Here is a 20,768-nt window from a genome sequence, read left to right on the forward strand (position 1 = left end):
TCCTGTGACGAAGGCGTCGATGGCCCGTCGCACATGGCCCCGGGCCGGACGCCCAGGGTCGCAACAGGCCGGCAGCGTCACACGGTCCAGGTGTGGATCATGAAGGCATCGTCGCGACGATGCAGCAGGATGAGGTCGAGCACATCGGTCGGCGCGATCGGCTTGATGCCGGGGATCAGCGAATGTTCGCCGTGCCCGTAGAGCGCCTGCAGGGCGAAACGGCAGCAATAAACCTTGCCGCCCTCGGCCATGAACTTGGCGATCTGGTTGTTGAAGTTCTGGTGACCCGGGAAGGCCTCGTCGCCGATTTTCGGGAAGCCACGCTGCACGCCGAGCGTCACGCCCGGACCATACAGCAGCACGGAAGTCTCGAAACCCTTGCGCAGGATGCGGGTCGCCTGCAGCAGGTTCACGAAGCCGATCGAGCCTTCGAAGGCGACGGTGTGGAAGGTGACGAGCGCCTTCTCGCCCGGTTTGGCTTTGACATCCTCGAAAACCTTTTCCTCATAGTCGACGAGATAGTCGCCTTTCTGAGTCGCGGGCACGGTCGGAGCTGGCATGGCTGTTCTCCAGATGGTCAGAATGCCCGCAGGCATTCCATTCACGAGCCAGTCAATGGTGGCGTTCGGCTGCTGCCCGGGCAAGTCCAAAGAACAGTCAATCAAAGTTGATCTTGCAAGCGTTTTGCATCGTTTCTGCTCATAGCGCGAAGGAATGAGGCGAAAACCGAGAATTTGGACTAAGACACCTACCACATTCAATGCAGTCAATCATAGCTGCGTCATTGCGTTTCCGGTCGATTGGCCGCTAAGAAGCCTGATGCCCGACTGGACGCCAGATCTCGACCCGAGCAGCAAGCCCCGCTACATCGCCATCGCAGATGCGATCGCGATCGACATCGGGTCCGGTCGCTTAACGGCGGCCGACCGTCTGCCCCCGCAGCGCAAGCTCGCGGCGCGGCTCGGCCTCGACTTCACCACCGTGGCGCGAGGCTACGTCGAGGCGCAGCGCCGCGGCCTCATCGTTTCAAAGGTCGGGCAAGGCACCTGCGTGAGCCCGACCGCGCCGACGGCCCGCCCGGTGCCGATCGCGGGGCCGCAGGCGCCGATCACCGACCCGTCCATGAACCTGCCGCCGGAGCCGGACGACCCGGCGCTGCTCGCCCGCATGCGCGCCGGCATCGAGGCCGTCTCGGCCGACATCGTCGGCCTGCTGCGCTACCAGGGGTTCGGCGGCGCCCCGGCCGACAAGGCGGCGGCCGCGAACTGGCTCAGTCGCCGGGCGCTGGTGCCGGCGCAGGAGCGCGTTTTCGTGGTGCCCGGCGCCCATGCGGCGCTGCTCGGCATTCTCGGCCATCTCGCCAAGCCGGGCGACACCGTGCTCAGCGAGGCCATCACCTATCCGGGCGTCCGCGCCATCGCGGCGCAGCTCGGGGTGACGTTGCAGGGCCTACCGATGGATCGCGACGGCATCGATCCCGACGCCTTCGCGGCGGCCTGCCACGACGGCAGCCCGAAGGCGCTCTACCTCAACCCGACGCTGCAGAACCCGACGACGCTGACCATCCCGAAGGAGCGCCGCGACGCCATCGCGTCGACGGCCCGGCATTTCGGCGTGCCGATCGTCGAGGACGACGCCTACGGGTTCATCCCGCTGAAAAGCCCGCCGCCCTTTGCGGCGCTGGCGCCCGACCTCACCTGGCATATCGCGGGCCTCGCCAAATGCATCGGCGCGGGCCTGCGCACGGCCTATACGCTTGTGCCCGACAGCCGCTCGGGCTGGCCCTTCGCGGCGGCACTCCGGGCCAGCACCGTCATGGCTTCGCCCTTCACGGCCGCCATCGCGACGCGCTGGATCACCGATGGCACCGCCGACGCGATCCTGCGCTTCATCCGCACCGAAACCACGGCGCGCCAGGCGCTGGCGGCCGAGATCCTGCCGGCCGGCAGCTTCAGGGCCGACCCGATGTCCTTCAACCTTTGGGTCGCGCTGCCGGCCCCCTGGACCCGCTCGGCCTTTGTGGGCCAGATGCGGACGACGGGGCTCGGCGTCGTGGCCAGCGACGCCTTTACGGTGTCGGGTCCCCCGGCCGAGGCCGTCCGGGTCTGCCTCGGCGGCCCGATCAACCGCGACGGCCTGCGTCGCGGCCTGGAATTCATGGCTCACGCCCTCAGCGAGGCTCCCGAGTTCGTGTCGCATTTCTTCTGAGCTTGCCGGAGTTTCCATCGCCCAATCCGCCGCGGCTGCAGCGTCTTTGCTCCTGACGATGCCTAAGACAATCCGGCCAAAGGTTGATTGCGGAACGGATCCACGTCTACCCTGCAGGTCGGCTTCGCAGCGCAGCGATCAATAGGTCTCGGACGCGGCGGGCTGACGGGAGCCAGCTATGGCAAGAAGAGCAGCGAAGAGCCAACCCTTCAATTCGAGTTGGACTCGAGGCAATGCCCTGTAGCCAACGGCACGCCTCGCGCCGTTATGTTTCAGCCAAGCCGAAGGACATGCGCAAATAACATCCCGCCGCGGCTTCGAAGGCGCTGGCATCGAACGGCAATACATCGTGGAAGATGGACTAAGCCAAACCCTGCGCAAATCGGCCGTCGCTTCGCGTGTCAAGCATCACAAGCATGCTTACGCAAAGCGTCATCACTCCACTCCGCTGTAAAGGTTCCGACAACTCACCTCTTTGCGTTCTTATTACAAACGAGTCGTTTTGCTAGCTGCGTTCACGCAACACAACGTCCGCGACGACAATTCGATTAGCGTCGATCTTTTGGAACCTGCGTAGACTACAGATTTTCTATCCTAGAATTAATCTAGGTTAAATGATTGGCCAATTGCGTCAGCGACTGCGGAGGCTTCGTTCCAGTGCTACAAAAGGGCTGGCAAACAGCGATACTGGTCTGCTGCTGGTTCAAAGCATCCTCAATCAGGCTTTGAGATCCGGCCGTGCGTCGAATGCGAGGATTGTCTCGATTGAGGTCGCGCAGGACAACAAGGCGCTGTCCGTCTTCGCGATCAGCTGCAGCCCGACCGGCAAGCCATCACTGAGGCCGCACGGCAAGCTCAGCGCAGGGTGGCCGGTGACGTTGGCGAGTCCGGAGGACAGCATCTCGCCGTCCCCTCCCTCGGCATCGAGCGCGGGGTCCTCGCGTGGCGCCACGAAGGCGACTGCCGGACTGAGCAGGACGTCGACCTCGGACAGGATGTGCTCCACCACCGCCCGGAGACGGGCACGTGAAGCCTGAGCCCGCAGGTAGGCGAGGCCGCTGACGGCGGCTCCCGCCTTGATCTGCGCCGCCGTGCCAGGCGCGTAGCCGTCAGGCCGGCTTGCCGCGAGGGTTTCGTGAACGAGAGCGGCCTCGGGCAGCAACACGTTCATCAGAGCGTCATTGACGGTGTTGAGCCCAGGCAAGCCGACCTCGGTGACATGCACCCCGGCGGCGGCGAGGCGGTTGAGGGCCGCCAAGAAGGCCGACCGCACGCCAGGCGTCACCAGAGGCGAATCGCGGTGTGCTGCAACCACGCCGATGCGCAGCGCCGCAGGGGCGCGCGGCACAACCGGCATCGCCCGCCCGGTCATGCCGGCCAGCAAGGTCGCGGCGTCGGCCACCGTACGGGCGATCGGGCCGGCATGATCGAGCGACTGAGACAAAGGGAATATGCCGTCAGTCGACACCAGGCCGAAGCTCGGCTTGACGCCGACGATGCCGCAATAGCTCGCCGGAATACGGATGGAACCGCCCGTGTCGGTGCCGACCGCGGCTGGCACGACCCCGGCCGCGACCAGCGCTGCCGAGCCGCCGCTAGAGCCGCCGGAGGTGCGGCCTGTGTCCCAGGGGTTGTTGGTCTGCCCGATCGCTGGGTGGGCGATCCCATAGGCAAATTCGAGCAGGTTGGTTTTGGCCAGGATCACGGCTCCGGCCTCGCGCAGGTGGCGGACCAGGGTGGCGTCGCGCGCCGGCCATACCGGATCGACGGCTTGGGTCGCAAAGGTGGTAGGTGCGCCGGCGACGTCGATCAGGTCCTTCACCGCGACCGGGATGCCGTGCAGCGGGCCGCGGTCCCGCCCCGTCGCGAGGTCACGCCCGGCGGCCTCGGCCTCGCGCAGGGCGGTGTCGCGCAGCAGCGTCACGACGGCGTTGAGCCGAGGTTCGAGCGATGCAGCGCGGCGGAGAGCGGCCTCGGTCACGGCAACGGGCGTGGTCCGGCCGTTCCGGTAGGCGGCGCGGATCTCCGCGATCGTGGCGAAGGCGAAGTCGTCCGTCATGGCTCGCGCTTTCGCGGCAGGTCGACCAGGCGATCGAGGAGCCGCGCCCAGGCCACGAGTCCGCGGCGGAAGTTCTCGAGCCGGAAGAACTCGTTGGGTGCGTGGTAATCCTCGTCGGACGTCGAAAACGAGAAGAACACGGTCGGCACCCCGAGTTGCCGTTCGAGCACGCCGCCGATCGGCACGGTGGCGCCCATGGCGACACGCAACGGAGCTTGGCCCAGGACCTCGGCCAACACCGCTTCGGTTGCCGCGAGGCCCGGCAGGCCGGGGTCGAGCGCGAAAGCGGGAGTACCGGAGCCGTGACCCGGCATCTCCAGCCGGAAGCCGGACGGCGCATGGGCTGCGAGGTGACGCCGGACGGCGTCGAGCACGGCCGCAGGCACCTGGCCGGCGACGAGCCGGCAGGTGATCTTGGCCTGTGCGGTGGCAGGGATCACGGTCTTGGTGCCGGGGCCCGCATAGCCGCCCGCGATGCCGTTGAATTCGAGTGTCGGCTCGAGCCACTGCCGGACCAACAGCGCATCGCCGTCCGGCATCGGCACGGGCGGCACGGCGCCGATGCCGGCATAATAGGCCGCCGGGTCGAAGTCGGCCTGCCGGATGGCCGCGAGGATCGCCGGGTCGGGCGGGCGCACGCCGTCGTGAAATCCCGGCACGGCCACGCGGCCTTCGTGGTCGTGCAGCGTCGCCAGAAGCCGCACCAGCGCCTGCAGCGGGTTCGGGGCGCTGCCGCCGTGACGGCCGGAGTGGAGGTCCTTGGCGGCGCCCGTCAGCACCACGTCGAGCGCCACGAGGCCGCGGCTCGCCACCGTGACGCTCGGCAGGTCGGGCCGCCACATGGCGCCGTCGGCCGAAACCGCGAGATCGCAGGCGAGGCGAGGCTTGAGGGCCGCGACGGCCGGTTCGAAATGCGGGCTGCCGGATTCTTCTTCGCCCTCGATCAGCACCACAAGGTTGACCGGCAGGCGACCGCGCCGGCGGCTCATGGCTTCGGCGACCAGGATGGGGATGAGCAGCGGGCCCTTGTCGTCCGACACGCCGCGTGCATAGAGCCGGTCCGCGCGGACAACCGGGTCGAAGGGCGGCGACGTCCAGTTCGCGATCGGGTCGGGCGGCTGCACATCGTAGTGGCCATAAACCAGGATCGTCGGGGCGCCCGGCGTGGCGTGCCATTCCGCCAGCACAAGCGGATGGCCCCCGGTCGCGATCGTCTCGACCTGGGGGAAACCGGCTTGGCGCAGCCGTGCCGCAACCCAGGCGGCGGCGTCTGCGATGCCGGAGCGGTAAGCCGGATCCGTGCTGACGCTGGGGATACGGCAGAAGCGCTTCAGCTCCTCCAGCGCCGCGGGGAAGCCCGCCGCGAGATCGGCTTCGAGGTCCAGGTCGATCATTTGCCGCCGTCCACGCCAAGGACCTGGCCGCTGATCCATCCCGCCTGGTCCGAAGCGAAGAACATCACCGCATTGGCGATGTCGGCCGGGGTGCCGAGGCGTTTCAGCGCGATCGCATCCAGAAGCCGTTCCTGCTTCTCCGCGCCCATCGCCTCCCATTGCCGTTCGGTGGCCGGGTTCGCCCGCACGAAGCCGGGTGCCACATTGTTGACCGTGATGCCGAAGGGCCCGAGCTCGTGGGCAAGCTGCCGCGTCAAACCGATCTGCCCGGCCTTGGCGCTCGCATAGGCTTGGATGCCCGTGAGGCTGATGCCGAGGCCCGCACCCGACGAGATGTTGACGATGCGACCCCACCGGGCGCGCTTCATGGCGGGGGCGAAGGCCTGGGCGGTGAGAAAGGCGCCCGTCAGGTTGACGTCGAAGATCGCCTGCCAGTCGCGCCGATCGATCTCCTCGAGGGGCCGTCCGACCTGGCCCAGCACGCCGCCGGCGTTGTTGACCAGGATGCCGACGTGGCGGCCCGCCGCGGCGAGGTCGGTCGCCAGGGCCATGACGGCGGTCTCGTCTGTCACATCAAGCCGGGCGGCTTCGCAACCGGCACCAGCCTCCGCCACCGTGCCGGGCAGTTCGTCGTCGCCGAGGTCGGTGGCGATCACCCGCGCGCCGGCACCGGCGAGCGCCACCGCGATGGCGCGGCCGAAACCATGGCCGGCGCCCGTGACCAGGGCCGTGCGGCCGCCGAAGTCGACCGTCATGCCGCGATCTCCGCGATCTCCGCGAGGTTTGCGCGATCGAGCGGCCGCCGGCCTTCCTCGATGTCGTGGATGCGGGCGATCACGGCTGCTGTGACGGGCGTGGCGATGCCGTGCCGCGCCCCGAGCGTCACCACCGGCCCGAGCTGGGCATCGACCTCGGTCGGGCGCTTGCGCACCGCAAGATCGCGCCAGATGCCCGAATGCGACTTGGTGGACCGGCGGTTGTGGGCCACCATGGCGTCGAATGAGGCCGCCGTGACGGCTACCGGCGCTTCCGGCAGGAAGGCGGCGGGATCGAAGCCGTCGAAGGGCTCAAGCTCCACGCCTTCGGCGCGCGACACGGCCACCACCTCGTGGGCCAGCCGCGTCAGGATCGGCCGAAAGGCCGCGGTGGCCAGCACGTCGGCGATGCTGTCGTCCGTCAGCGCGGTGCCGAACAAAAGCGCGCCATAGATCATCTTAGACCACAGATAGCCAAAGATGTTCGGCGTCGCGATCGCGGCCGGATCGAAGCGCTGAAACAATTGATGCACGTCCGCGAGCCGTTCCGTCGACCGGCCGTCGAGTTCGCCCAGCACCACAGCGCCGCGACCGCCGTAGAGCACCGTTCCCGGCGCGAGGTAGTCGGCCCCGAAATTAACAAAGCAGCCCATCGTCCGCTCGCGGCCGACCACATCCGCGATCACGGTTTCGTTCAGGCCGTTCTGGGCCGAGATGACGAAGCCGTCCGCGGCCACATGGGGCGCCAGCGCCGCGATGGCCGCAGCCGTATGGTGAGCCTTGACGGCCAGGATGCAGCGGCGGAACTGCCCCCGCACCGCATCCGGCAACGCTGCCCGCGCTGCCACATGGCCGGGGGCGATCGGGCCCGTCAGGGTCAGCCCCGCGGCGTTCAGCGCCGCGACGTGATCGGCCGCCGCATCCACATGAAGCACGTCCGCGCCGGCCCGGGTGAAGGCCGCGCCGAGCGCCCCCCCGATAGCACCCGCACCCCAGATCAGGATGGTGTCGCTTGCCCCGACGCCGCTCACGACCACGGCCCCTCGATCAGCGCACGCGTTTCCTCGACCGCGACGGCCCAGACGGCCAGCATATCGGCGTCGGGCTTCTCGTAATGGCCGCCGAAATTGCCGTCGCCCAGAAGCGTGCGCACGGCGGCCGACCCCATCACCCGCATGCGGTCGAAATCCACCATGGGCTTTTGTTCCGTCGGCTGGACCACGCCGGGCAGCCGCGTCCAGGGAAAATTCTCCATCCAGGAGGCGTGGCTCGCCACGGGATCGATCTCCTGGACCTTGGCCGAGGTCTTCGGCGCATTCCACCAGTTGTGGAACTTGACGGCCGCGCCCGGATGGTCGGCCATCCACTCGGCCGCGAAGGCAGCGGCCGGCTGGTTGCCGCCGTGGCCGTTGACCAGGAGGATGCGCCGGAAGCCCTGCTCGTGCAGGCCATCGAGGATGTCGCGGATCACCGCCACATAGGTCTGCACGCGGAGGCTTACCGAGCCTGGATAAGCGCGGAAATAGGGCGTCACGCCATAAGCCAGAACCGGAAACACCGGCACCCCGAGGGGGGCCGCTGCCTCGGTGGCGACGCGCTCGGACAGGATCGAGTCGACAGCGAGGCTCAGGTGGGCGTGTTGTTCGGTGCTGCCGAGCGGGACGATGCAGCGGTCGTCGTGCTTCAGGCGCTCCTCCACCTGGGGCCAGTTCATCGCCGCGATGGTCATCGCGTTTCCTTTCGTGTGGTGAGGGCGGGATCGATGGCCTCGAGCAACGGCCGCACGATGCGGTCGATGTCGCCCGGGTCGGGACTGTGCCGGTATTCGATGGTGGTCACGCCCGGCGCGAGCCGGTCGAGGACCGCCTCGGCACCCGTGGCGTAGACCACCACGTCATGGCCGCCCAGGCGGGCATGGAGGCACGGGTCGTCGAGCACGGCCGCGTCGACGGTGGCGACATGCGGGGCAAAGCGCTGCACGCCCGGCCGCATCATGGGCAGAAAGGCGGGGAACCGCGACACGGCGAGCACCCGCGTTCTCGGATCGAGGCTGGCGAGCGCCCGTCGGGTCGCCTCGGCCGGAATGAAGCTGATGGCTTCGACCCGGACCTCGGGAAGCAGATCTGCGATCTCGCGTCGGCGGTGCGCAAAGGTCAACACCAGGTCGAAGGCCAACACACGAGCCCGCGCGGCGGCGTCGGACTGAAGCGCCTCCATGGTGATCGGCAGCACCGTCACCCCCGGCCCGAGCGCCGCGGCGAGCGTCCGGGCGTAATCGGCCGTCGCTTCGGCGAAGAGACCGACGAGCGCGATCCGGCGCTCGGGCCCGCCCGCCTGCCGCGCCGACAACCGAGCCGCCACCAGCCCGGCGATGTCGCCGCTGCGCAGCCCCAGGGCGAGGCCGGCGGCCACCAGCGCGTCGACCTGCCGGTGGAAGGCGGCCAGCCGCGCGTGCGAATCGTCGCTCAAAGCGCGGCGCGCCACAAAGGTGCCGGAGCCGGCGCGCGCCTCGATGAGCCCGGCTGCCTTAAGGTCGCGATATACCTGGGCCACCGTCATGGGCGCGACCCCGAGTTCCTCGGCCAGATCGCGCACCGACGGCAGGCGGTCGCCGGGGCGGAACTCGCCGCACGCGATGCCGTATTCGACGAGGCCGCGCAATTGGGCGCCGAGTGGCACCGGCAGGGCGCGGTCGAGTGTCAAACGGATGGAAACGCTTGTCATCTGTACTAGAAGGCTAGCACTGTTGCCATCGGTGCTGCAATCAGACACCTTGCTGAAACTTTGGCTTTCGACTGCTTAATCTGACATCACACCCTGCGTTGACAGCACTGATCCCACGACGTTAGCGTTCTAGTCTAGCAGAACAGGTGGAGAGCCGAAGGCATCATGACGACTGCGATCAAGTCCGCCGCGATCCTTACGTTGCTGGCCGGCACGGGCCTCGCCGGCTTGGCGGCGCCGGCGCAGGCGGTGACCCGTGGTGGCACCATGACCTATGGCCGCTACGCCGACAGCCTGTTTCCCGACCCGGTGCTCAACGACGCCAACGTCGATATCTGGATCCTGTCCAACATCTACGACACGCTGCTGCTGCCCACCGACGACGGCAAGGGCGTGCAGCCTGGCCTCGCCACGGCCTGGACCGTGGCCCCCGACGGCAAGAGCGTGACGCTCACCTTGCGGGAGGGCACGATGTTCTCGGATGGGTCGCCCATCACGGCCGAGGACGTGAAATGGTCGCTCGACCGGGCGCGGGATCCGAAGAACGGCATCTGGAACTTCATCGACGAGTCGATCGGCGCGGTCGACATCAAGGACCCGAAGACGATCGTGCTGACGCTGAAGCACCCGGACCCCGCCATCATCGCGGGCCTCAGCGTCTTCAACAACCAGATCATGCCGAAGACGCAGTTCGAGGCGATGCCGGGCGCCACCATGGTGGAGAAGGCCAAGGCCTTTGCCGAACACCCGGTCGGGTCCGGGCCCTTCGTGCTGCAATCCTGGTCGCGCGGCCAGGAGATGAAGCTGGTCAGGAACCCCCATTACTGGCGCCAGGGCGCCGACGGCAAGCCGCTGCCCTATCTCGACGGTGTCACCTTCGAAGTACTGCCCGACGACGCGACCCGCATCCTGAAGGTCCAGTCGGGTGAACTCGACGGGGCCGAGTTCATCCCGTTCAGCCGCGTCGAGGAGCTCAAGGGCGATCCGAAGCTCAACATGGCGCTGTTTCCGTCGACCAAGGTCACCTACGGCAATTTCAACGTCCGCCCGAAGCTGAACTCCGGCGCCGACAACCCGCTCAGCAACGCCAAAGTGCGCGAGGCCCTGAACGACGCGGCCGACAAGGACGCCATCATCGCCATCGTGACCCATGGGGTCGGCACGCCGATGAGCAGCTACATGTCGAGTGCGACGCCGCTGCACACAGGCACCGGCCCCGTGTTCCCGACCGACCCCGACAAGGCCAAAGCGCTCCTCAAGGAAGCCGGATTCGACAAAGGCTTTAAGTTCTCCTGCCTGGTCCTGGCCGGCAACGTGGACGAGATCGGCATCGCGACTGCATTGCAGCAGATGTGGGCCGCGGTCGGCGTCACGCTCGACATTGAGCAGGTCGACAACGCCACACGCACCGACCGCTTCCGCAAGGGCGACTTCTCGATGCGGCTCGGCGACTGGACCGACGACATCGCCGACCCGAACGAGATCACCTCTTATTTCGGCTACACGCCCGTGATCGAGGCGCAGCACTCGGGCTGGAAAAGCGACGAGTTCAACAGCCTCTACGAAGCTTCCCAACAGGAACTCGACACCACGAAGCGGGCGGGCCAATACGCCCGCATGCAGGAGATCTACCGGAACGGGCCGACCGTGCCGCTCTACGAGTCGCCCTATCCCGTGGTGCTGAAGACGGGCGTGAAGGGATTCCTGCAGATCCCGCTCGGCAACAACATCTTCTCGGGCACATCGCTCGAGAAGTAGCACGCGCACGAAAGGCCGGGGGCATGCCCGATGCCGGTTACGTCCTCCGCCGCCTGCTGCAGATGGTGCCGACCCTTACCTTCATCCTGGTCGTCACCTTTGTGCTGGTGCGGCTGCTGCCGGGCGATCCGCTCAGCGCCATCGCGGGTGACCGGGTGACGGATGCCCAGGTGGCCCAGGCCCGGGCCGCCTACGGGCTCGACCAGCCCGTGCTGGTGCAGTTCGGGCTTTATGTGAAGCGCGTCATCACGGGTGATCTCGGGCGTTCGCTTATCGCCCAGGTCCCGGTCTGGACCCTGGTCGGGCAGCGCCTGCCGCCGACGCTGCTGCTGACCGGCATGGCGACCGGTATCGCCGTAGCGCTCGCGGTGCCGCTCGCCTTCATATCGGCGCTGCGGCGCGGCCGCGCGTCGGACCTCGTCATCCGCGGCGCCTTCCAGATCGGGCTGTCGATGCCGGTCTTCTATATCGGGCTGGTGCTGCTCACGGTGTTCTCGGCGCAACTGCGCTGGTTTCCGGTCGGGGGCTATGGCGACGGCTGGGGTGACCGCGTGTACCACCTGTTCCTGCCGGCCCTGACGCTTGGAGTCAGCCTCGCGGCCGTACTGATGCGCAACCTGCGCTCCGCCATCATCGACGTGCTGGGAGCCGAATACGTCGACTTCGCCCGCGCCAAGGGATTGGCGCCCCGCATCGTCCTCACCCGCCATGTGCTGCGCAACGCGCTGATCTCGACCGTCGCTCTTCTCGGGCCGACCGTCGGAACTCTGCTGGGCGGCGCCGTGATCACGGAGGCCGTCTTCGCCATCCCGGGCGTCGGCCGGCTGATGATCGACTCGATCTACGGCCGCGATTATCCCGTGATCCAGGGGCTGTCGCTCACCCTCGCCCTGGTGGTGTCCCTGGTGTTTCTGCTGACCGATCTGCTGCAGGCCGCGCTCGACCCACGGACGGCTGGATGACGGCCGCTGAGGATGTTTTGTCCCGGCCGCGGCAGCACCGACCGCGGCGCCGGATGCGACCGCCACCGATCAACTGGACCTTCGCGGCCGGCGCCGCGATCCTGCTGGCCGCGATCCTGCTCGCGATCGCGCCCGGCGCCTTCGCGCCCTATGAGCCGACCAAGTTCGACTACAAGGCCATCCTGAAAGGCCCGTCGGCGGCGCACCTCTTCGGCAGCGACAACTTCGGCCGGGATATTCTCAGCCGCACCATCTGGGCATTCCGGGTGGACCTGCAGATCGCGCTGTTCGGCACGTTGTTTCCCGTCTTGTTCGGCACGCTGGTCGGCGCCGCGGTGGGATACGCGGGCGGCTGGGCGCAGGTCGTCTTCGGCCGGGTCGTCGATGCCGTGGTGACGTTCCCGTTCCTGGTGCTGATCATCGCCATCGTGGCGGTGCTGGGGCCCGGGCTCATCAACCTGTATATCGCGGTCAGCACGGTGGGCTGGGTCTTCTATGCCCGCATCGTCGCGGCCGAGGTGGCGGTGCAGCGACGGCTCGATTATGCGGCCGCGGGCCGCGTCATGGGCTATTCCACCGCGCGCATCCTGCTGCGCCACATCCTGCCCAACGCCATCACGGCCGCGATCGTCTATTGGATGACCGATATGGCGCTCTGCATCCTGCTCGGCTCGAGCCTCGGCTATCTCGGGCTCGGGGCGCAGCCGCCGACGGCCGAATGGGGCGTACTGATCGCCGACGGCAAGAACTACATGCGTACCGCCTGGTGGATCTCGATCTTTCCCGGCCTCGCCATCGTGATCACCGGCCTCGGCTTCAGCCTGCTGGGCGACGGCTTGGCCGACATGCTGCGACCGCGCCGATGAGCCCCGCGGCGACCGCCATCTCGACAGGTGCGGCCCTGACGGTGCGCGGCCTGACCACCCGGTTTCTCACCCCGGCCGGCCCCGTGACCGCGGTCGACAACGTCGACCTCGACCTCGCGCCCGGCGAGGTGCTGGGCCTCGTGGGCGAATCCGGCTCGGGCAAGAGCGTCACCTTGCGGTCGCTGATCCGCCTCGTGCGGCCGCCGAGCCGGACCACGGGCGAGGTGGTGTGGGACGGCCGCGATCTGATGAAGCTGCCCGAAGCCCGCATGCGCGACGTGCGCGGCGGCGCCATCGCCACCATCTTCCAAGAACCCATGTCGGCCCTCAACCCCGTGCTGACGGTCGGCCGGCAGATCGACGAAAGCCTGCGGGCCCACACACGCCTCGGCAGCCGGGAGCGGCGGGAGCGCGCGACGGACCTGCTCGATCTCGTCGGCATCCCGGCCCCCGCGAGCCGGCTCGGCGACCTCCCGCACCAGTTTTCCGGCGGCATGCGGCAGCGCGCCATGATCGCCATCGCGCTCGCGGGCGAACCGCGGCTGCTGCTCGCCGACGAGCCCACGACGGCGCTCGACGTGACGATTCAGGATCAGATCCTGAAGCTCATCCTCGGGCTGCGGGAGCGGCTCGGCATGAGCGTCATCCTGGTCACGCACGATCTCGGGGTGGTGGCCCAGACCTGCGACCGGGTGGCCGTCATGTATGCCGGGCGCCTGGTCGAAAGCGGCCCCGTGGGGGCTCTCTTCGCAGCGCCGCGTCATCCCTACACGCGCGGCCTCCTCGGCTCCGTGCCCCGTGCCGGCACCGAGCGCCGGCCGCTGCTATCCATCGAGGGCACGCCGCCGAGCCTCGCTGCCATGCCGGCCGGCTGCGCCTTCCACCCGCGGTGTTCCTTCCAGACGGAGCGTTGCCGGCATGATGCGCCGCCGCTCGCGCCCGTCACCCCAGACCGTCGCGCCGCCTGCTGGCATCAGGACCGGGTTCTTGAGTCAGCACTACCATGAGCGAGCCGCCCTTCCTGTCGATCGAGGATGTGGCGGTCCGGTTTCCCGTGCCGCGCACGCTGTTGGACCGACTGGCCAAGCGGCCACCCCGTGCCGTGCATGCGCTCAATGCCGTGCGCCTCGACGTGCGCCGGGGCGAGACGCTCGGCATCGTTGGTGAATCGGGCTGCGGCAAGTCCACGCTTGCCCGTGCGGTGGTGCGCCTCATCGAGCCGAGCGACGGCCGCATCCGGTTTGAGGGCGCCGACATCGGCAGCCTCGCGGGAGTTGCCCGCCGCCGCTACAACCGCCGGGTCCAGATGATCTTCCAGGACCCTTATGGCTCGCTCAACCCGCGCATGACGGTGCGCCAGGTGCTGGACGAGGCCTTGCGCGTGCATCGCATGCGCCCACCCGCCGACATCCCGGGCCGCATTGCCGAACTGCTTGAGCTCGTGCGACTTCCGGCCGACGCGGCCGACCGCCTGCCGCATCAGTTTTCCGGCGGCCAGCGCCAGCGCATCGGCATCGCCCGGGCGCTCGCGGTCGAGCCCGAGGTGATCGTGGCCGACGAGCTCGTTTCCGCGCTCGACGTGTCGGTGCAGGCGCAGGTCGTCAACCTGCTGCTCGAACTGCAGGCGCGATTGCACCTCACGGTGGTGTTCGTGGCCCACGACCTGCGGCTCGTACGGCATATTTCCCATCGGGTCGCGGTGATGTATCTCGGCTCGATCGTCGAACTGGGCGCTACCGAACCCTTGTTCGCGCGCCCGCGCCACCCCTACACGCGCGCGCTTCTCGATGCGGCCCCCGACATCGATCCCGCGCGCCGCACCGCCACTGCGGCGACGCGAGGCGAACTGCCGAGCCCCTTCGCGGTGCCGCCCGGCTGCCCGTTCCACACGCGCTGCCCGCACGCCTTCGATCGCTGCCGCGCCGAGCGCCCGATGCTGACGCCGCGTACGCCGGACCATCGCGCCGCCTGTCACCTGACGGATTTTGGTGTTGAAGCTATTGATGCAGAGCGCGAATGGATGTGAACGCATGACAAACTCACGGCGGAGTTCTGCCCAGATGTTGTTGTCCGCTTTGTCGGTCCATTTAGTCTAGACGCCGAACACGTTTGTAAGCGGGTTGAGCACAGCGCGGCGCAGGCTTCCGCCCCGCAGCAGGTCGGAGGCCGACGTCGCAGCAGATGTCTCGTACGAACAGGATGAGCGTGAAGGTCGCCTGGTTCAGCCGGCCGTTGCGTAGGTAGTGGACAGGCCCGCAGGTGGGACGGCTCGGCGCAGGATGGCGGCTGAAACCGGTGGCGGAAGGGAGGTGGTGCGGTTTTTAACCTCCGGTAGGAGCTTCGAAGTCGCTAGGGCCGCGCCGAGGCGCTTGATCTCGTCCCTGCTTAAGTAGCGCTCGCGCCGGTCCTCGCGAACTTCTCTATGCAACGTACTGGGTTGTCGTGCTTAGGCACGAAGTCGCGCTTCTCCGCCAAGGCGTATAGGAACCGCCGTCACACCCAAGCTCAGTGGGCGGCCTGGTTCTTGGCTCGGGCCACGATCTGGGTGGGGTTGACGAAGCGTAGGGCCAGAAGGAGCCACACCAGGGTGGTCACCATATAGACGACGGCCATGACGTCGACCTCCTGGCCGGCACGGACGCCGGACGCGAAGACCGCGTAGTAAAGCGCCACCACCAGGGTCTGGCTGTCGGCTCCGGCCGTCAGGAAGGTGAGCTCGAACATGGCGATCGTCCGCACGAGCACGAGCAGCAGCGCCGCCAGAATGCCGGGCAGCAGCAAAGGCAGTAGCACGCGGCCGAACAATTGCGGCGTGCGGGCGCCGAACACCCGCGCGGCCGCCTCGACGCGGGGATCGATCTGCTCGATGAAGGGGATCATCACCAGCACCACGAAGGGGATGGCGGGCACGAGATTGGCCAGCACCACGCCCGTGAGCGTGCCGCCGAGGCCGACCCGGTACAGCAGCGTCGCCATCGGGATGCCATAGGTCATCGGCGGCACGAGCAGCGGCAGCAGGAACACGAGGGTCATGGCCCGCTTGCCGGGAAAGTCGCGCCGCGCAAGCGCATAGGCGGCCGTGACCCCGAGCAGGCCCGACAGGGCCACGACGGCCGCGACCGCCTCGAAGGTGACGATCAGCACGTCGGTCAACTGGAACTCGTCCCAGGCGTCCCGGTACCAGTGGGTCGTGAAGCCAGCCGGCAGCCAGGTGCCGAGCCATCGGGTCGCGACCGAGTCGACCATCACGGTCGCGATCACGGCCAGGAGGTTCAAAACGAAGAGCAGCACCACGGCCCAGACGGCCGTGGTCCAGAGCTTCGAAGCAAGGCTGTGGTCGCGGATCATCCCTTCGTGCCTCCGACCGGACCACGGTAGAACAACGAGCGGGCGCCGAGCACAGCCAGCACGACAGCCAGCTGCACCCCGCCCATGATCATCGCGATGGCCGAGCCGAGCGAGGCGTCATATTGCTCGAAGGCCGCCTGATAGGCCGCGATCGAGATCACATGCGTGCTGCCGGCCGGGGCGCCGAGCAGCACCGCGGAGGGATAAACCGCAAAGGCCTGCACGAAGCTCAAGCAGAACGTCACGGCGAGCCCCGGTACGAGCAGCGGCAGGTATACGTGGGCAAAGCGCGCCGCAGGTCCCGCCCCGAGGGTCGCGGCGGCCTGTTCGAGCGCCGGATCGATGCCGCTGACGTAGGACAAGGTGAGCAGAAACGTGAACGGGAAGCCGGTGATGACCAGCGACGCGAAGACGCCCCAGAAATTATTGGTGAGCTTGAGCGGTGTTGCGATGAGGTGCAGCGCCATCAGCACGCGGTTGAACCAGCCTTGCGGGCCGAGATAGGTCAGCAGGCCTTGCGCGATCAACACCGTGCCGAGCGTCACGGGCAGCACCAGGATCGTGGTGAGCAGGCGTTGGCGGCTCATCAACCGGACCCGGAAGGCGATCGGCAAGGCGAGCAGCAGATCGAGCAGCGTGGTGGGCACCGCGAGCGCAAGCGTGTTGCCGATGGTTTCGCGCAGGAACGGGTCGGCGAAGAACCTTCGGTAATTGGCGTAGAAGGGGCCGACCTTCGGTGCGAGCGACACCGCGACGCCATAGGCGAAGGGATAGACAAACAACGCCAGCAAGGCCGCCAGCGCGGGCAGCACCATCAGCGTCACCCCGTCGATGCCGCGGGCCGCGAGCCTGAGGCGAAGCGGAACGCGGGGGTGGGGGCGCGCCCTCGCCGCCGGGGTCGCGGCCGTCACCGGTCGGCCTCCGGATACAGCAGGATCTGCTCGGGCCGCGCCGCGACCGTGATGCGGTCGCCCGCGTGGATCGCCCGCTCGCTGCGGAAGAACAACTCCGTGCCGCCGGCCGCTTCGGCGGCGCCAAAGAAGGCGCGGCCGCGATATTCGCCGATCTTCACGGTCGCGGGAAGGCCGACCGGGCCCGCCACGAGGTCCTCCGGCCGGATCATCAGGGTCACGGCTTCGCCGTCCTGCGGCGTCGCCATGCCGGGCCGCAGCGCCACCCCCACGGCGATGCCGCAGGTGTCCACCGTGACCCGCTTGCCGTCCGTGCCGCGCACATGGCCCTTCAGGCGGGTGCGGAACCCCATGAACTCGGCCACGTCGGCATGGGCCGGCCGCTCGTAGAGCTCTTCGGGCGTGCCGGTCTGCCGGATGAGCCCGTCGCGCATCACCACGATGCGGTCGGCCATCGACAGGGCCTCGTCCTGGTCATGCGTCACGTAGATCGTGGTCGAGCCGATGGTCTCGTGGATGCGGCGGATCTCGGCCCGCATCTCGAGCCGCAGCTTGGCATCGAGGTTCGACAAGGGCTCGTCCATCAGCACGACGGGCGGGCGGATCGCGATCGCGCGGGCGATGGCGACGCGCTGTTGCTGGCCCCCCGACATCTGCCCGGGCAGCTTGTCGGCCTGGGCCGTGAGCCGCACCAGTTTCAGCGCCTCCTCGATCCGCGCTTCGGCCTCGCGCCGGGGCATCTTCTGCATCGCAAGCCCGAAGCCGACGTTGCGGCGCGCCGTCATGTGGGGGAACAGCGCATAACTCTGGAACACCATGCCGAAGCCCCGCGCTTCGGGCGGCAGGGGATCGATCCGGCGCTCGCCGAGCATGATCGATCCGTCGCTCAGGGCCGTGAGGCCCGCGATGCAATTCAGAGCCGTTGTCTTGCCGCAGCCCGACGGGCCGAGCAGCGCCACGAACTCGCCGGGTTCGATCGTCAGGTCGAGGCCCTTCAGGGCCGCGAAGCTGCCGAAATCGCGCCGGAGCCCCCGCATGACGAGTGTCGCGCCGCGGGGCGCGGGTCGGGTCGACGGGGATGCGGCTGTCGGCATCGCGCTCATCCCTTGCCGGCCCCGATCCGCTGGTCCCACAGCGCAAAGGCCTTGACCATGCTGCCTGCGGTGAGCGGCACCTCGAGCGGGTGATAGGCGATCAACTGGTCATAGTCCGGTCGGCCGAATTCCTTCAGCGCGGTTTGCGACTCTTCCGGCGCCATGTCGAGCGTCACGCCCTTCACGGCGGGGCCGGGATAGAAATAACCCTGGTCATAGGCATAGGCCTGCTGCTTGGGCTCTAGCATGAAGGCCATGAGGTCGAGCAGCACGGCAAGCTTGTCGTCGCCGACCCCCTTCGGCACCACCATATATTGGGCATCCGTGACCCAGTGGAATCCGTCGAGGGCGCCGACCGCGGCCTCCTTCGGCACGATGCCGAGCACCCGCGGGTTGATGTCCCAGCCGGTGGTCGAGACGATGATGTCGCGCGTGCCTTCGCCCAGTTCCTTCATGGTCTGCGAGGTGCCGCCCGGATAATATTCGACGTTCTCGCCAAGTGCCTTCAGGTAGTCCCAGGTCTTGCTCCAGCCGTGTTCGGGATCGTGTGGATCGCTGTCGCCGAGGATGTAGGGCAGCCCCATCAGCCAGGTGCGGCCGGGGCCGGAGTTGGACGGCCGGGCGTAGCTGAACTTGTTCTTGTTCTGCTTGGTCCAGTCGAGCAGGTCGGCCGCGGTCTTCGGCATCTGCTTGACGCGCGCCGGCATGTATTCGAGCAACGGGCCCGAGGGGTAGTAGCTGACCACGAGGCCATGGTCGGCCGCGATGGCCTGCATCTTATAGGCCTGCGGCAGGTACAGGTCGGCCAGGTTCGGCAGATCGGCGAGATAGGGCTTGAGATCGAGCCAGATGCCCTGGTCGAGCCCGGCCGACAGCGCATCCGTGCCGGTCAGCACCAGGTCGATGTCGACCCGGCCCGCCTCCTGTTGGGCCTTGATCTTGGCTGGCAGCTCGGGGGCCGGCGCCTTGGTGAAGGCGAAGCGCGACACCGCCCGCGGCTTGGCCCGGCGATAGCCCTCGATGGCCTTCTGGGTCAGCGCCAGATTGCCCGCCACATCGGCGATCGTCAGCGTCACGGCATGGTTCGGCAGGGGCGGCAAGGCGGCCCAGGCGCGGCCCGGAACTAGGCCCGCGACAGTGAGGCCGCCGAGAAACTGCCGGCGATCGATGGTCATGGTGTTGCCTCCAGGTTCGCCCTCGTGGCGGGGCGTTGGTGGGCCGTTCAGCCGGCTGTCGGGTTCAAAGCTTGTAGGCGCGTTTGGCGAGCCGATAGGCGAGGTCCTGCGCGAGATCGGCGGCTTCGTCCTCATCGAGGCGGTGGTCGGCCACGAGGCCGGCAAGGTAGGCGCAATCCACCCGCCGCGCCATGTCGTGCCGCGCCGGGATCGACAGATAGGCGCGGGTGTCGTCGTTGAACCCGACCGTGTTGGCGAAGCCCGCCGTCTCGGTCGTGCCTTCGCGGAAGCGCCGCATGCCTTCGGGGCTGTCGAAGAACCACCAGGGGGGCCCGAGCCGCAGCGCCGGATAATGGCCCGCCAGGGGGGCCAGTTCGCGGCCGTATCGCGCTTCGTCGAGCGTGAACAGGATCAGGGTCAGGCGCGGATCGTTCCCCATGGCATCGAGCAGCGGCTTCAGCGCATGGACGTAATCGGTCGGTTGCGGGATGTCGGCGCCCACATCGGTGCCGAAGCGGGCCCACAGGGTCGGGTTGTGGTTGCGCACCGAGCCGGGGTGGATCTGCATCACCAAACCGTCGTCCACGCTCATGCGTGCGAATTCGGTGAGCATCTGGGCGCGAAACAGTTCCGCATCGGCGGCCGAGGGCGTGTCGCGCGTCACGCGCTCGAACAGGGCCTTGGCCTCGGCCTCGGGCAGGTCGGCCGTTCGCGCCGTCGGGTGGCCATGGTCGGTCGCGGTTGCGCCGAGGGCGCGGAAGACGGCGCGGCGCGCCCGATGGGCCGCAAGATAACCGGCCCAGCCCATCGGTTCGTTGGCCAGCGCGAGAAGGCGCTCGACATGGCCTTTGAAGCCGTCGCGCTCGGGATCGACGGTGAAGTCCGGGCGATAAGTCGGCAGCACCCGGCCGGTCCAGCCCGAGTCGCGCAGCGCCCGATGGTGACGGAGGTCGTCGAGGGCGCCGTCCGTCGTGGCGATGGCCTCGATATTGAACCGCTCATAAAGCGCCCGCGGGCGCAGTTCGGGCCGCGGCAGGGCGTCCGCGAGGGTGTCATAGAGCCGGTCGGCATTGGCCTCGCTGAGCCGCTCCTTGATGCCGAAGACCTGCTCGAGCGCGTGCTCGAACCAGAGCCGTGTCGGCGTGCCGCGGAACAGCGGAAAGTGCTTGGCGAACAGCCGCCAGATCGCCCGGCCATCGGTTTCGACCGGGCCGCCATCCCGCCGCGGGACCCCGAGCGCTTCCAGCGGCACACCCTGCGAATACAGCATGCGCGTGACGTAATGGTCCGGTTTGACGAACAGGTCGGCCGGATCCGGAAAGGGCGCATCCTCGGCATACCACCGCGGATCCGTATGGCCGTGCGGCGACAGGATCGGCAGGGCCGCGACCTCTGCGTAAAGCCGCCGCGCGATGGCGCGCGCTTCGGGTTCGATCGGCAACAGCCTGTCGGGATGGAGCGGCACGGCAGCCTCTGGTCGACCTCCGGACCCCACGCCGGTTGCATGAGGGTAG

The 20,768-nt window shown here is 68.1% G+C and carries 18 protein-coding genes; 6 read left to right on the forward strand and 12 right to left on the reverse strand.

Annotated features, from left to right (window positions below; all coding sequences use genetic code 11):
- Positions 1–77: 77 nt before the first annotated feature.
- Positions 78–560, reverse strand: a complete 483-nt coding sequence (locus P7D22_RS04875) for an MSMEG_0572/Sll0783 family nitrogen starvation response protein (RefSeq protein ID WP_319933163.1) — start codon at positions 558–560, stop codon at positions 78–80.
- Between the two features lie 259 nt (positions 561–819).
- On the opposite strand from P7D22_RS04875, the gene P7D22_RS04880 reads away from it, so the two are divergent.
- Positions 820–2,208 carry an aminotransferase-like domain-containing protein gene (locus P7D22_RS04880; protein ID WP_319933090.1) on the forward strand — a complete coding sequence of 463 codons (1,389 nt, stop codon included), beginning with the start codon at positions 820–822 and terminating at the stop codon, positions 2,206–2,208.
- Positions 2,209–2,926: 718 nt separating this feature from the next.
- On the opposite strand, the gene P7D22_RS04885 is transcribed toward P7D22_RS04880, so the two are convergent.
- The 6 genes from P7D22_RS04885 to P7D22_RS04910 are packed head-to-tail and all read right to left on the reverse strand — an operon-like array spanning position 2,927 to position 9,119.
- Positions 2,927–4,267 carry an amidase gene (locus tag P7D22_RS04885; protein ID WP_319933091.1) on the reverse strand — a complete coding sequence of 447 codons (1,341 nt, stop codon included), beginning with the start codon at positions 4,265–4,267 and terminating at the stop codon, positions 2,927–2,929.
- On the reverse strand, positions 4,264–5,661 hold the full coding sequence (locus tag P7D22_RS04890; protein WP_319933092.1) for a dipeptidase: 1,398 nt from the start codon (positions 5,659–5,661) through the stop codon (positions 4,264–4,266). The genes P7D22_RS04885 and P7D22_RS04890 overlap by 4 nt, the downstream gene beginning before the upstream one ends.
- Positions 5,658–6,416, reverse strand: coding sequence for an SDR family NAD(P)-dependent oxidoreductase (locus tag P7D22_RS04895; protein WP_319933093.1), 759 nt, complete (start codon positions 6,414–6,416; stop codon positions 5,658–5,660). The genes P7D22_RS04890 and P7D22_RS04895 overlap by 4 nt, the downstream gene beginning before the upstream one ends.
- A complete protein-coding gene (locus P7D22_RS04900; protein ID WP_319933094.1) occupies positions 6,413–7,453 on the reverse strand; it encodes a ketopantoate reductase family protein in 1,041 nt (346 codons plus the stop codon). The genes P7D22_RS04895 and P7D22_RS04900 overlap by 4 nt, the downstream gene beginning before the upstream one ends.
- Entirely contained in the window at positions 7,444–8,145 is a 702-nt protein-coding gene (locus tag P7D22_RS04905) for a creatininase family protein (RefSeq protein ID WP_319933095.1), read from the reverse strand. The genes P7D22_RS04900 and P7D22_RS04905 overlap by 10 nt, the downstream gene beginning before the upstream one ends.
- Entirely contained in the window at positions 8,142–9,119 is a 978-nt protein-coding gene (locus P7D22_RS04910; protein WP_319933096.1) for a GntR family transcriptional regulator, read from the reverse strand. The genes P7D22_RS04905 and P7D22_RS04910 overlap by 4 nt, the downstream gene beginning before the upstream one ends.
- Positions 9,120–9,305: 186 nt before the next feature.
- Between P7D22_RS04910 and P7D22_RS04915 the strand changes: the two genes are divergently transcribed.
- Genes P7D22_RS04915 through P7D22_RS04935 form a run of 5 tightly spaced genes read left to right on the forward strand, consistent with a single transcriptional unit; the run spans position 9,306 to position 14,752 of the window.
- Positions 9,306–10,898 carry an ABC transporter substrate-binding protein gene (locus tag P7D22_RS04915; protein WP_319933097.1) on the forward strand — a complete coding sequence of 531 codons (1,593 nt, stop codon included), beginning with the start codon at positions 9,306–9,308 and terminating at the stop codon, positions 10,896–10,898.
- 23 nt (positions 10,899–10,921) lie between these two features.
- Positions 10,922–11,860, forward strand: a complete 939-nt coding sequence (locus tag P7D22_RS04920) for an ABC transporter permease (protein WP_319933098.1) — start codon at positions 10,922–10,924, stop codon at positions 11,858–11,860.
- A gap of 53 nt (positions 11,861–11,913) precedes the next feature.
- On the forward strand, positions 11,914–12,726 hold the full coding sequence (locus tag P7D22_RS04925; RefSeq protein ID WP_319933099.1) for an ABC transporter permease: 813 nt from the start codon (positions 11,914–11,916) through the stop codon (positions 12,724–12,726).
- A complete protein-coding gene (locus P7D22_RS04930) occupies positions 12,723–13,733 on the forward strand; it encodes an ABC transporter ATP-binding protein (protein ID WP_319933100.1) in 1,011 nt (336 codons plus the stop codon). The genes P7D22_RS04925 and P7D22_RS04930 overlap by 4 nt, the downstream gene beginning before the upstream one ends.
- The gene (locus P7D22_RS04935) at positions 13,730–14,752 is read left to right on the forward strand and encodes an ABC transporter ATP-binding protein (protein ID WP_319933101.1); all 1,023 of its coding nucleotides are present in this window, start codon (positions 13,730–13,732) and stop codon (positions 14,750–14,752) included. Before P7D22_RS04930 ends, P7D22_RS04935 begins: the two co-directional genes overlap by 4 nt.
- Positions 14,753–15,231: 479 nt before the next feature.
- Here P7D22_RS04935 and P7D22_RS04940 read toward each other — a convergent pair whose 3' ends face one another.
- From P7D22_RS04940 to uxaC, 5 genes are all read right to left on the reverse strand, one after another.
- A complete protein-coding gene (locus P7D22_RS04940; RefSeq protein ID WP_319933102.1) occupies positions 15,232–16,074 on the reverse strand; it encodes an ABC transporter permease in 843 nt (280 codons plus the stop codon).
- Entirely contained in the window at positions 16,071–16,889 is an 819-nt protein-coding gene (locus P7D22_RS04945) for an ABC transporter permease (RefSeq protein ID WP_319933164.1), read from the reverse strand. The genes P7D22_RS04940 and P7D22_RS04945 overlap by 4 nt, the downstream gene beginning before the upstream one ends.
- Before the next feature lie 92 nt (positions 16,890–16,981).
- Positions 16,982–18,079: an ABC transporter ATP-binding protein gene (locus P7D22_RS04950; protein ID WP_319933103.1), complete on the reverse strand. Its 1,098-nt coding sequence runs from the start codon at positions 18,077–18,079 to the stop codon at positions 16,982–16,984.
- 5 nt (positions 18,080–18,084) lie between these two features.
- Complete coding sequence (locus P7D22_RS04955) at positions 18,085–19,254, reverse strand: ABC transporter substrate-binding protein (RefSeq protein WP_319933104.1); 1,170 nt, start codon at positions 19,252–19,254, stop codon at positions 18,085–18,087.
- A 64-nt stretch (positions 19,255–19,318) separates the two neighbouring features.
- Positions 19,319–20,719 (reverse strand): glucuronate isomerase, encoded by a 1,401-nt coding sequence (uxaC, locus tag P7D22_RS04960; RefSeq protein ID WP_319933105.1) that lies wholly within the window; start codon positions 20,717–20,719, stop codon positions 19,319–19,321.
- Positions 20,720–20,768: the final 49 nt, after the last annotated feature.

Source organism: Lichenihabitans sp. Uapishka_5, from assembly GCF_033947565.1.
Lineage (GTDB): Bacteria > Pseudomonadota > Alphaproteobacteria > Rhizobiales > Beijerinckiaceae > Lichenihabitans.